Source organism: Mesorhizobium sp. M7A.F.Ca.CA.001.10.2.1 (assembly GCF_003998575.1).
In the GTDB taxonomy this organism is placed as follows: domain Bacteria; phylum Pseudomonadota; class Alphaproteobacteria; order Rhizobiales; family Rhizobiaceae; genus Mesorhizobium.
Window position 1 is genome coordinate 1 of sequence record NZ_RZQY01000113.1, and the last position, 12,485, is coordinate 12,485.

Consider the following 12,485-nt stretch of genomic DNA (forward strand, 5'->3'; position numbering starts at 1 on the left):
GGCCATATCCTGCACAAGCCGCCGGGACAGCTTGCGGGCGGGGAGCGGCAGCGCGTGGCGATCGCGCGGGCTCTGGTGCGCGATCCCAATGCCTATCTGATGGACGATCCGATCTCGGCGCTCGACGCCAGGCTGCGCGAGGAAACGCGCGTCGAGCTGAAGCGCATCCAGCGCGAACTCGGCAAGACGCTGATCTACGTCACGCATGACCAGGAAGAGGCGATGTCGGTCGCCGATCGCATCGCCATCCTGGAGGACGGCAAGATCAGGCAGATCGGTACGCCGGCAGAGATCTACGACCGCCCGGCCAGCACCTATGTGGCAAGGCTGCTTGGTTCGCCGATGATGAACATCCTCAGATCGGCGCGCGGCGAGGGCGGTGTCGAAGCGGCTGAAGGCACGATTCGCATCGACGACAAGACAGCGCCCGCCGACGCCGTGGAGATCGGGCTGAGGCCGGAAGACATCAAGGTTAGACCGTGGGCGGACGGGGGCCCGGGCCGCCCGGCGCGAGTGTTCGAGGTCGAGCCGCTTGGCGGCTACACCGTGGTGACGCTCGCTGCCGGGCAGGCGCGGCTGAAGGCATTGCTGCGCGGTCAGCCCGACATCCGGCCGGATGCCATGGTGGCGATATCCTGCGAGCCGGCCAGAGTGCATTATTTCGAACAGAGCGGCGGAGCGTTGGCACGATGACAGCCGCAAGGAATGAGTTTCGGGAGGAAGAGATGGCAAACAAGGGCTTCGAGTCGGACGTTCTGGTCCGCACGAAGGAATACAAGATCGCCTGCGTCGGCGCAGGCATGATCATGGCCGAGTGCCATCTGGCCGCCTACAAGGAAGCTGGGTTCCCGGTGGTGGCAATCGCCTCGCGCACCAGGACCAGCGCCGAGAAGGTGGCGACGCGCTGGGGCATTCCGACCGTCCACGACACACCGGAAAAACTGATCGAGGACGAAAATGTCGAGATCATCGACCTTGCTTTCCCGCCCGACCTGCAGCCGGCGCTGATCCGTCACGCGCTGAAGCAGAAGCACATCAAGGCGATCCTGGCGCAGAAGCCGTTGGCCTTGTCGGTCGAGGAAGCGGTCAAGCTGCGTGACGAGGCGGCCAAGGCCGGCAAGATCCTCTCGGTCAACCAGAACATGCGCTACGACCAGTCGATGCGCGTCTTGAAGCAGATCATCGACAGCGGCGCGCTGGGCGACATCGTCTTCGCGCAGATCGACATGCACGCCATCCCGCACTGGCAGAGCTTCCTCGAGGATTATGACCGGCTGACGCTCGCCAATATGAGCGTGCATCATCTCGACGTGCTGCGCTTTCTGTTCGGCGATCCCGACGAGATCACCACGCTGACACGCAAGGATCCGCGCACGACATTCGACCATTCCGACGGCATCACCGTGTCGACGCTGCGCTTCCCGTCCGGTGTGCTTGCCGTGTCGCTGGAGGATGTCTGGTCCGGTCCGCGTCAGGATGGCTACAAGGACGACCAGCACATCAACTGGCGCGTCGACGGCAGCAAGGGGGTCGCGAAGGGCACCATTGGCTGGCCGACGGGCGCTGCCTCGACGCTGACCTATGCCTCGACCGAGACGACCGGAGGCGAGTGGGTCAGTCCGAGCTGGGACACGATGTGGTTCCCGCATGCCTTTATCGGGGTGATGGAGCAGCTCCAGCACGCGGTGAAGACCGGCACACCGCCGGCGCTGTCGGTCGCCGACAACGTCAAGACCATGGCGCTGGTCGAGGCGGGTTATCGCTCGATCGACGAGGGCCGCACGGTCAAGCTTTCCGAAATCGCTACCTGATCACCGCAACTGAAACACCAGACAACTGAATCGCTTACAGGGAGGAATTCACACTATGATGCAGGCAGGTATTTTCACGGGCTATTTCCCGTACGGCCTCGAAGAGTCGGCGAAGAAGATCCGTGGCCACGGTTTCAACACCGTGCAGCTCGACCTTCATTTCAAGGATATCGACCTGTCGGCCGGCCAGATCACCAAGGATAAGGCCAAGAAGGTTCGCGACACGTTCCGTGCCCACGACCTGCCGATCTGCTGCATCTCGGGCTACACCAATGTCATTCATCCCGACCTCGCGCACCGCAAGGCGAATGTCGATCGGCTGAAGGAAATCATCCGCAACGCCCGCCAGCTCGGCAGTCCTTACGTGATCTCGGAGACCGGTACCTACAACACCGAGAGCGAGTGGATGAGCGATCCCAAGAACAAGTCCGAAGAGGGTTTTGAGATGTGCCGCAAGGCGATCTCCGAACTGGCGCAGGAAGCCTATGACCACGGCTCAATGTTCCTGCTCGAAACCTACGTCAACAATGTCGTCGGCTCGGTCGAGGAAACGGTGAGGATGTTCGCGCAGGTCGACCATCCGGGCCTCGGCCTGCTGATGGATCCGACCAACTACTTCGAAAGCCACAACATCGACCAGATGGACAAGGTGCTGAACCAGGTGTTCGACACGTTGGCCGACAAGGTCAAGATCGCGCATGCCAAGGATGTCGCACGAGCCGGCGACGACAAGAGCGAGAAGCATGCGGACATCGGCGATGACGACGCGCTGGCCTCGCACACCTTCCGCGGCGTTGGCGAGATGGTCCTCAACGCGCCGGGCACCGGCTCGCTGAACTACGACCTCTATCTGCAGCGCCTGTCGCAGAAGAACCCGAACATCCCGGTGATCATCGAACACCTTTCGGAAGACGACGTGCCGAGGGCCAAGAAATTTCTCGACGACAAGTTCCGCGCCAACGGTCTCTGACCAGCTGTGCGTCGCCCTTTGCCGGCGGTGCATCCGGCTTGGAAGCAACAACAAGGGAGGAATTGCAGTGTTGAAATTCGGATTGAAACTGGCAGCGGCCGCGACTGTGTTCGCGGGCATCGCATTTGCCTCGCCGGCAATGGCGCAGGATGGCCAGAAGACGTTCTATCTGCTGTCGCATGGCGGTCCGTCGGATGCGTTCTGGCTGGACTGGAATGCCGGCGCGACCAAAGCCTGCGACCAGCTCAAGGTGACCTGCAAGATCTCCTTCAGCGGCGGCGACATGGCGGCGCAGAAGGAGGCCTTCAATTCCGCGCTTGCGGCCAAGCCCGACGGCATCGCCACCACCTCGGCCCAGCCGGGCCTGTGGACCGAGGAAGTGAAGGCTGCCAAGGCGGCCGGGATCCCGATCGTGTTCTTCAACACAGACGATCCGGCGACCGGACGGCAGGCCTATGTCGGCGCCGATCTCAAGGAGGCGGGGGTCATCTGGGCCAAGTATCTTGTCGACCACAAGATGGTGAAGCAGGGCGACAAGGTGTTCCTGCCGGTGGAAGTGCCTGGCGCCAGCTATCAGCAGCTGGAGACCGAAGGCATCGCCAGCGTCTTCGATCCGTTGGGGATCAAATATGATGTGGTCGATTGCGGCACCGACCCGGCCGGCATCATTGCCAAGATGACCGACTATATGGTGGCCAACAATCCGCCGGCGATCATCGCGCTCGGCGATTCCGTCGCGGCCAGCGTCAAGCGGGTGTTCGACGGCGCCGGTGTGCCGGCCGGCAAGATCCCGGTCGTCGGCTGGGGCAATTCGAAGGAAACCGCGGAAGCCGTGAAGTCCGGCTTCGTCAACGCGGCCGCCTGGCAGTTTCCGTCTGCGCAAGGCTTCATGCCGGTGGCGCTGCTCGGGCTCGCCGCGTCGGGCGAACCGATCGGCTACGACATCCATACTTTCAGCCTCTACGACGCCTCGAGCGTCGAACCGATCCTGAAACTCTACGACACGAAGTGAAAACCGGTGCCCGCGGCGCAGGCCGCGGGCACCATTTCAAAGCATGGTTCAAGCAGTCATGATGATCGCCGCAGAAGACGAAATGCCTGTCGGGAAACGTAGATCGAGCCTTATGCGCTCGCCGCAATTCTCCTCGCTCGTCATCCTCATTGTCCTGCTCGCGGTGTTCGCCATCGCCGATGCCAATTTCCTGTCGCCGCTCAACATCTCCAACATGATGGCGTTCCTCCCCGAGCTCGGCATTATCGCGCTCGGCATGACGCTGCTTCTGACGGCGGGCGAATTCGACCTGTCGGTTGGTGCCGTGTTCGGGCTGGCGCCGGTCGTCGTCATGCTTCTGGTGCAGAACGGAGGCGTCGATATCGGCATCGCGCTTCTGGCCGGGCTTCTGCTGTGCATCGCCATCGGCGCCATCAACGGGCTGATCGTCACCAAGATCGGCATTTCGTCCTTCCTGGTCACGCTGTCCATGCTGCTCGTGGTGCGCGGGGCGGCGCTCTACATCACGCAGGGCTTTCCGCTGAAATCCTGGGACCAGCCAGGCTTTTTCGTCACGCTGCTGGCCGGCAGCTTCAATGTCGGGTCGTTCCGGTTCTACACCTCGCTGTGGTGGTTCATCGGTCTCTCGCTGCTGGCGATCTACGTGCTGCGCTATGCCAAGCTCGGCAACTGGATCAGCGCCATCGGCTCCAACCGGAACGCGGCGGTGGCGCGCGGCGTGCCGGCGGACGCCGTCAAGGTGTGGCTGTTCATCCTGACTTCGGTCCTTGCGGGACTGGCCGGCATGATCAGCGCCTTCCGCATCTCGGCCGCCTCACCGGTGGCCGGCACCGGCTATGAGCTCGAAGTGATCGCCATGGTGGTGGTCGGCGGCACGGCGCTGACCGGCGGACGCGGCACGATCCTCGGCACCATCGTCGGCGCGCTGATGCTGCGCGCGATCCGCAACGGCATCGTGCTGATCGGCGTGCCGGGCCTCGCCTACAACATCTTCGTCGGCCTCATCATCCTCGCCATGCTCATCCTGCACGCTTTGCTGCAGAAGAACGCCGCAAGGGGCTGACGATGGAAGTTCTCCGGCTGCAGAATCTGCAAAAATCCTTCGGCAGCGTTCGGGCGCTGAAGAATGCGTCCTTTGCTCTCAAGGAGGGTGAGGTGGTGGCCTTGCTCGGAGACAATGGCGCCGGCAAATCGACGCTGATCAAGGCGATTTCCGGTGTGTTTCCGATCGACCGTGGCGACATCTATGTGCGCGGCGAGAAGGTCTCGATCCGCTCGACGCGCGATGCCATGGACCTCGGCATCGAGACCATCCACCAGGATACGTCTCTGGCGCCGGATCTCAGCATTGCGCGCAATCTTTTCCTTGGGCGCGAACCGGTCAAGCTGAAATGGCTGGGCGTGTTCGCGCCGCTCGATTTCGCCAAATTGCGCGATGCGGCGTCGGCGCTGTTGAAGCGCGTCGGCATCTCGAAAAAACTCGACGCCGATGCGCTGGTCTCGACGCTGTCGGGTGGCGAGCGGCAGTCGATTGCGATTTCTCGCGCCATGCAGTTCGCCGCCAAGGTCATCATCCTCGACGAACCAACCAACAATCTCGGCGTCGAGGAAACCCATGGCGTGCTGCGCTTCGTCAAGGAGGTGCGTGACGCCGGCCATTCGGTGCTCTTGATCACCCACAACATCCATCACGTGTTCCAGGTCGCCGACCGCATCATCGTCATGCGCCGCGGCGAGATCGTCGCCGAGCAGACGGTTGCCGATACCGATCTTCTGACCGTGGAAAGCATCATCACCGGCGCCGACATGTCGGCCCTGCTGAAAGAGACGAGAGCGAAGTGAAGAAGTTGGCCGTCACATGGTAGAACTCTACGGCAAGACGCTTTCGCGCCGGCAGGTATCGGAACGTTCGGGCATGCTGTCGCAATTTGCCGGCGTGCGGCTGATGACGCTTGGCGACGGCGTGGAACGCGGCATCCGCATGCTCGAGTTCCGCACCGGCTCGGGCCTGCGTTTCACGGCGCTGGTCGACCGGGCGCTCGACATCGCCGATTGCGACTTCAAGGGCCAGGCGATCGGCTGGCATTCGCCGAGCGGCTTTCGCAACCCCGGCCTACACGATTATGAGGGGGAAGGGGGCCTCGCCTGGGCGCGCTCGTTTTCAGGCCTGCTTGTCACCTGCGGCCTCGACCACATATTGGGCCGCGAAGCGGTGCCTGCCGATAGCTACAACTACCCGGGCAAGAAGACCGTGATCCATTCGCTGCACGGCCGTGTCGGCACCATTCCGGCACGGTTGACCGGTTATGGCGAGGCCTGGGATGGCGACCGCTGCGTGCTTTGGGCCGAAGGCATCGTTCAGCAATCGGCGGTGTTCGGCGAGGATTTGCATCTGATCCGGCGTATCGAGGCCGATGTCGGCGGCAACGAGATCCGGCTGTCGGACCGCGTCGTCAACCATGGCTTCAATCGCACGCCGCACATGTATTTTTACCACGTCAATGTCAGCCACCCCTTGCTCGACGAGGGTTCGCGCTATCTGGCGCCGATCCGCGACGTCGTCTGGGCTGGCCATGCAGGCGAACGCTACGAGGCGCAGAAGGTCGGCTACCGCACCGTGCCGGCGCCGCGACTGGGCTTCAGCGAGCAGGTCTGGCAGCATGAGATGGCGGCCGACGCCAATGGCGAGGTGCCGGTGGCGGTGGTCAACGACGGCATAGGGCTTGGCCTGGAAGTGATCACGCGCAAGGATCAGCTGCCTTGCGCCTACCAATGGCAGAATTTCCAGGCAGGGCAGTATGCGCTGGGCATAGAACCCTCGACACACCATGTCTTGGGCAATCTCGCGGCGCGCGAGCGAGGCGAGATGATCTGGCTGGAGCATGGCGAAGGCCGTTCTTATGACGCGGTGTTCCGGGTGCTCGACGGCGCCGGCGCGATCGCCGCGGCCGAAGCAAAGATCGCGTCGATCGCCAGGCAGCCGCAACAGGATTATCCTGTGCCGTCGGGCAATTTTCCGGGATTGGCGGACAGGGCATGATGCGAAACGAATGCTCCGGCTGGCGGGCCGGAAATCGGAGGTCGATGTGATGGAGAAAAAGCGCGACTACAGCCTGGTCGGGGAAAGCACGCGCATCGCGATCGAGACCGGGCTGGCCTCGGCCGAGTGGTATCACACCGATGTGCCGCGCAAGGCGATGAAAGAGCTGATGCAACGCTCGGACGGGCCGGCGATCCGCGACACGATCATCTGGATCGTTGCCATATTGGGTTCCGCCGCCGGCATCGCCTGGTTCTGGGGCACGTGGTGGATGGTGCCGTTCCTGCTCGTCTATGGCGTGCTCTATGGCTCGTCCAGCGACTCGCGCTGGCACGAGTGCGGCCACGGCACCGCCTTCCGCACGCGCTGGATGAACGATGCCGTCTACCAGATCGCCAGTTTCATGCTGATGCGCAACCCGGTGACCTGGCGCTGGAGCCATGCCCGCCATCACACCGACACGATCATCGTCGGCCGCGACGCCGAGATCGCGGTGATGCGTCCGCCGGACCTGCTGCGTGCCGCACTCGCCTTCACCGGCATTCTCGATTTCCGCTATTCGCTGCCGACGCTGGTGCGCAATGCGTTCGGCAGCATCTCGCCCGACGAGAAAAGCTTTATTCCCGAGATGGAGCTTCACAAGGTGGTCACAGCCGCGCGCTGGCATGTCGCCATCTATGTCGCGGCGATCGCGCTGGCGTTCTATCTGTGGTCGTTCCTGCCGCTGGTGCTTATCGGCCTGCCGCGCCTCTACGGCAGCTGGCACATGGTGCTGACCGGCCTGCTGCAGCATATCGGCCTGGCCGATAATGTCACCGACCACCGGCTGAACACGCGCACCGTCTACATGAACCCGATCAGCCGCTTCATCTACTGGAACATGAACTACCATGTCGAACATCACATGTTCCCGATGGTGCCGTATCACGCGCTGCCGAGGCTGCATGAATTGATCAAGCACGATCTGCCCGAGCCGAACCCTTCGATGTGGCATGCCTATCGCGAGGTCTGGCCGGTGCTGCTGAAGCAGCTTCAGTACGAGGACTATTTCCTCAAGCGCGAGCTGCCGCCGACGGCGCGGCCGTATCGGGACGAGTTCCATGCGCTGACCGTTCCGGCAGCGGCGGAATAGGGGAGAGGCAGATGGCCGACTGGGTTGAAGCGTGTGGCGTCGACGATGTCGAGGAAGAGGATGTCATCCGCTTCGATCATGGCGGGCGTACCTTCGCCATCTATCGCAGTCCCGATGACGAGTATTTCGCAACCGACGGGTACTGCACGCATGAGAAGGCGCATCTGGCCGATGGGCTGGTGATGGACGACATCATCGAATGCCCCAAGCACAATGGCCGCTTCAACTACAAGACGGGTGTGGCCCGAGGCGCACCGGTATGCGTCAATCTCGCCACCTATCCAGTGAAGGTCGAGGCTGGCAAAGTGATGATCCAGATCGGCTGACCTGCCGCCGAATGCAACTGAGGGAACCCATTTGATGAGCCGAAAAAGACCGACGGTGGCGGATTTGCGCGCCATGAAGGGCAAGCGACAGCTGACCATGCTGCGCGTGCTGACGATGGACGAGGCCGAGGCCGCGGAGCGCGCAGGGGTCGACATCGTCTCGGTGCCGCCCGAACTGGTGCTCAACCCGCAATACCGGGACGCCGCACCCAGCCTGTTCACCATGCCGGGCGACAATTTCTACGAGATCGGAACGGCGGACGATTTCGTGCGCTGGGCTTTCCGGCTCTACAAGGCCGGCGCCGACGCGGTCTATTGCAGCGCCGGCTACGCCACGATCAAGCGGATGGCCGATGACAATATCCCGGTGATCGGCCATGTCGGGCTGATCCCGTCACGGGCCACCTGGACCGGCGGCTTCAAGGCGGTAGGCAAGACCGCCGACACCGCCATGGAGGTCTTCGCGGCGGTGAAACAACTGGAGGCCGCAGGCGCCATCGGCGCCGAGATCGAGGTCGTCCCGGTCGAGGTGGCCAAGGCGATCTCGGAACGCACATCGCTGATCATGCTGTCGATGGGAGCGGGCACCGGTTGCGATGCGCAATATCTGTTCGCCGACGACATCCTCGGCCAGAACCGGGGCCACATGCCTCGCCATTCCAAGGTCTACCGCAACTTCGCCGCCGAATATGATCGTTTGCAGGCCGAGCGCATCGCCGCGTTCTCGGAGTATGTTGCCGATGTCAACAGTCTCGCCTATCCCGAAGACAAGCATGTGGTGCATATGGATCCGGCTGAGCTCAGCCTGTTCATGAAAAGGGTCGACAGGGCGTGAAATCTCAAGGCAATGATGCGACGGACGAGGCCGCGCCGGTTCATATTCTTACGCTTTCCTGCGAGGACCGGCCGGGGATCGTCGCCGCCGTCACGGCGGAGCTTGCCGCGAACGGCGCCAACATCGCCGAAAGCAGCCAGTTCTGGGACCGGCAGACCAATCGCTTTTTCATGCGGATCGCCTTCATCAGCCCGCCAGGCTCGACCAGGGACAGCCTGGAGCGGGCCTTGAAATCAAGTGTCGACCGGTTCGGCATGAAGACCGCGCTCGTCGATCAGGGGCGCCGCCCGAAGATCATCGTCATGGTCTCCAAGTTCGACCACGCGCTTCTCCATCTGCTGTACCAGATCAGGGTCGGCTGGCTGAACGCGGAGGTTGCCGCCGTCGTCTCCAACCACGAGGATGCCCGCCGCTTCGCCGAGCTGGAGGGCATCCCCTACCACCATTGGCCGACCACCAGGGAGAACAAGGCCGAACAGGAACAGAAGCTGCTGGACCTGGTGCAGCAAACAGGGGCTGAACTGGTCATCCTGGCGCGCTACATGCAGGTCTTTTCAAAAGGCCTGTCGGACCGGCTGTTCGGACGGGCGATCAACATCCACCATTCCTTCCTGCCGAGCTTCAAGGGCGCCAAGCCGTATCACCAGGCCTTCGACCGCGGCGTCAAGCTGATCGGTGCGACGGCGCATTACGTCACCTCCGACCTCGACGAGGGTCCGATCATCGATCAGGAGACCGAACGCGTCACCCATGCGATGAGCGCCGAGGACTTCGTCGCTGTCGGGCGCGACATCGAAAGCCGGGTGCTGGCGCGCGCCGTCAAGTTGCATCTCGAAGCCCGCGTCATGCTCAACGGCCACAAGACCATCGTCTTCTGAGAAGCCACGTCAGGCCGGCCAACTGCCGCCGGCGAGCGCGGCGTAAAGCGTCTCGGCGTCGATACCGAGCGGCCGGTCCTCTTTCAGCATGGGGACGAGCGAGCGTATCGCCGTGTGAATTGCGGCGGTGCGTGGCGCCAATGTGAAGCCGTCGCGCAGGTCGATGGCCTGTGCGGCGGCCATCAATTCGAAGGCGATCAGGCGGCGCCACAGCGCGATCATCCCGGCGCATTTTGCCACCGCCAGAGGCGTCTGCGTGGCGTGATCCTCGACGCCTTCCGACACGGCCAGGAAGTCGAGCATCACCGGATTGGCCTTGTGGCGGATGGCGGCCAGGATCGACGTCACCGTCTTCTGCAGCGGTACGAGGCCGGCCGAGGCGCCGCCGACCGGCGACAGATATTTCGGCAGGCCATTGCGGCCGGAACCGGTGAGCTGGATGAAGCGCGCGGCACTGGCCGCGGCACATTGGGCGATCGCCAGGCCGAGCGTCTCGAAGGCGAGCGCCAGCGAGGCTGTGTGGAAATTGCCGGTCGACAGCACCAGTCCATCATCGCCCAGCACCAGCGGGTTGTCGGCGGCGGCGTTGAGTTCGATCTCGACAGCCTGTCTCGCCTGACCGATCGCCTCGATCAGCGCGCCATGGATCGACGGCATGCAGCGGATCGACAGCGGGTCCTGCAAGGTGGTCGGCGCCGGCGCCTCGTCTCGGGCGAGCAGATCGTGCAGCACCTTGGCTGCTTGCTGCTGGCCTGCCGCCGGACGCGCCATATGCAGGCGCGGATCGAGGATGGTGCGGTTGGCACCGATGCCTTCCATTGTCAGCGCACCGGCCTGCTGTTGCTGGGCAAGGGCGCGCAATGCATCCGTCACCGCAAGTGCGCCGCTGCCGGCGGACACCGCCGAGGCGTTGATCAGCGACAGGCCGTCCTTGGGCGCCAGGCTGATGGGGGCGAGGCGCGCCATCATCAGCGCCTTGGCCGCCGGCATGAGACGGCCCTGATAGTCGGCTTCGCCATCGGCGGTGAGCATGCGGGCGAGTGCTGTCATCAACACCAGGTCACCGGCGCCGATCGAGCCGAGCGACGGCATGACGGGATGGACGCCGGCATTGAGCGCGTCGACCAAAGCGACGAAGACGGAAGGCGACAGGCCGGAGCCGCCGACCGACAGCATCGACGCACGGGCAAGCATGGTTGCCCGCACGGCTTCAACCGGCAGCACCTCGCCGACGGCGCCACTGCGTCCTTCCAGGAGCTGGCGCTGGAAGGCGCCGGCGTCGCCGTCGACCGCGGTGCCGAGATTGGCGCCGAGCCCGGTGTTCAGGCCATAGATCTGCTGGCCGGACGCGGCGGCCTGGTCGAGCACTTTTCGTGCCTTTTCCAGCCTGCCGATGACATCGGGTCCAATCTCCACCTTGCGCCCATCGCGGGCGACCGCGGCGACATCGTCAATACCGACGCCGGTTCCGGTGAGGACGAGCGCGCTCATGCGAAGCGCAGCCGCTGGCCGATGCCTTGCACTTGGGCCTTGGCCAGCATCGCCTTGCCCAGCGCAATGTCGGACAGCGACAGGCCGCGATGCCAGAACAGGATCGTTTCGGCGTCGCTTTCGCGCCCGGCTTTCAGACCGGCGGCGATCTGGCCAAGCTCGGCATGCAGCGTCTTCTCGCTCAGCCGCCCGGTCTCGACATGGGCGCGCAGCGAGCCGAACTTGCCGCCCTTGCACTGGCCCCAATCGTCGACGACCATTTTCTGCATGATATCGGTCAACGACAGTTCCACCGCGCTCATCGTGCCGTAGGGCACGACCAACGCGCCGGGCTTGATCCATTCGGTCTTGAGCAATGGCTGCGGCTCCGGCAACCGCGAGGCCTCGACGACAATGTCGGCGCCCTCGATGCAGCTTTTCCAGTCGGCGACCGCCGTCACCGTCTTGCCGAGATCGGCGGATAGTCTGGCGGCAAAACCGTCGCGGCTTTCCGGGCGGCGCGAATGGACGCGGATCTCGTCGAAATCGAAGAGATGGTCGAGCAGGCGGACATTCCAGTAGGCGGTGCCGCGCGCGCCGATATGGGCCAGCACTTTGGAATTCTTTCGCGCCAGATGCCTGGCGCCGATGGCGGTGACGGCGCCTGTGCGCATGTCGGTGATGACGGTGGCGTCGAGGATGGCGCGCGGCGCGCCGGTGCGCGGGTCGAACAGGTTGAGGATGCCGAATTCGGAAGGCAGGCCATGCAGGTAATTGTCGACATAGTCGCCGACGATCTTGACGCCGGCCGTGTCGAGCGGCGCGACGTAGCCGCGCAACACGTCGAAATGGCCGTGGAAGGACGGGTCCGGCTCGAGATGGACGCGCGGTTCGATCACCGTCTGGCCCCGGCCCTGCGCCACCAGGCCAGCCTCGACGGCAGCGATGATTTCGCCATCGGTCATGGCAAGGGCATCGATGTCGAGGGCATTGAGGTAGTCGATGTAGATG

Annotated in this window: 13 protein-coding genes; 11 read left to right on the forward strand and 2 right to left on the reverse strand. The window is 63.6% G+C overall.

Features of this window, described 5'->3' with window-relative positions; translation table 11 throughout:
• The 11 genes from EN964_RS10310 to purU all read left to right on the forward strand — a co-directional run.
• Positions 1-693 (forward strand): ABC transporter ATP-binding protein (locus tag EN964_RS10310; protein ID WP_164775775.1); only part of this gene is annotated, 693 nt, incomplete at its 5' end.
• 32 nt (positions 694-725) lie between these two features.
• Positions 726-1,811, forward strand: coding sequence for a Gfo/Idh/MocA family protein (locus EN964_RS10315; protein WP_127276336.1), 1,086 nt, complete (start codon positions 726-728; stop codon positions 1,809-1,811).
• Positions 1,812-1,866: 55 nt separating this feature from the next.
• Positions 1,867-2,781 carry a sugar phosphate isomerase/epimerase gene (locus EN964_RS10320; RefSeq protein ID WP_127267575.1) on the forward strand — a complete coding sequence of 305 codons (915 nt, stop codon included), beginning with the start codon at positions 1,867-1,869 and terminating at the stop codon, positions 2,779-2,781.
• A 67-nt stretch (positions 2,782-2,848) separates the two neighbouring features.
• Positions 2,849-3,793, forward strand: coding sequence for a substrate-binding domain-containing protein (locus EN964_RS10325; protein WP_127267574.1), 945 nt, complete (start codon positions 2,849-2,851; stop codon positions 3,791-3,793).
• 61 nt (positions 3,794-3,854) lie between these two features.
• A complete protein-coding gene (locus tag EN964_RS10330) occupies positions 3,855-4,856 on the forward strand; it encodes an ABC transporter permease (RefSeq protein WP_127267579.1) in 1,002 nt (333 codons plus the stop codon).
• Positions 4,853-5,635 (forward strand): ATP-binding cassette domain-containing protein, encoded by a 783-nt coding sequence (locus EN964_RS10335; RefSeq protein ID WP_024501560.1) that lies wholly within the window; start codon positions 4,853-4,855, stop codon positions 5,633-5,635. Before EN964_RS10330 ends, EN964_RS10335 begins: the two co-directional genes overlap by 4 nt.
• 16 nt (positions 5,636-5,651) lie before the next feature.
• Positions 5,652-6,833 (forward strand): aldose 1-epimerase family protein, encoded by a 1,182-nt coding sequence (locus tag EN964_RS10340; protein WP_127267573.1) that lies wholly within the window; start codon positions 5,652-5,654, stop codon positions 6,831-6,833.
• Positions 6,834-6,882: 49 nt separating this feature from the next.
• A complete protein-coding gene (locus EN964_RS10345) occupies positions 6,883-7,965 on the forward strand; it encodes a fatty acid desaturase family protein (RefSeq protein ID WP_236383000.1) in 1,083 nt (360 codons plus the stop codon).
• A gap of 11 nt (positions 7,966-7,976) precedes the next feature.
• Positions 7,977-8,291, forward strand: a complete 315-nt coding sequence (locus EN964_RS10350) for a MocE family 2Fe-2S type ferredoxin (protein ID WP_013530832.1) — start codon at positions 7,977-7,979, stop codon at positions 8,289-8,291.
• A 34-nt stretch (positions 8,292-8,325) separates the two neighbouring features.
• Entirely contained in the window at positions 8,326-9,126 is an 801-nt protein-coding gene (locus EN964_RS10355; RefSeq protein ID WP_127270894.1) for a 3-methyl-2-oxobutanoate hydroxymethyltransferase, read from the forward strand.
• The gene (purU, locus tag EN964_RS10360) at positions 9,123-10,004 is read left to right on the forward strand and encodes a formyltetrahydrofolate deformylase (RefSeq protein WP_127270892.1); all 882 of its coding nucleotides are present in this window, start codon (positions 9,123-9,125) and stop codon (positions 10,002-10,004) included. Before EN964_RS10355 ends, purU begins: the two co-directional genes overlap by 4 nt.
• A gap of 9 nt (positions 10,005-10,013) precedes the next feature.
• Here purU and hutH read toward each other — a convergent pair whose 3' ends face one another.
• Both hutH and EN964_RS10370 read right to left on the reverse strand, forming a co-directional pair.
• Positions 10,014-11,495 (reverse strand): histidine ammonia-lyase, encoded by a 1,482-nt coding sequence (gene hutH / locus EN964_RS10365; RefSeq protein ID WP_127270890.1) that lies wholly within the window; start codon positions 11,493-11,495, stop codon positions 10,014-10,016.
• A complete protein-coding gene (locus EN964_RS10370; RefSeq protein WP_245490641.1) occupies positions 11,492-12,484 on the reverse strand; it encodes an ornithine cyclodeaminase family protein in 993 nt (330 codons plus the stop codon). The genes hutH and EN964_RS10370 overlap by 4 nt, the downstream gene beginning before the upstream one ends.
• Position 12,485 lies beyond the last annotated feature (1 nt).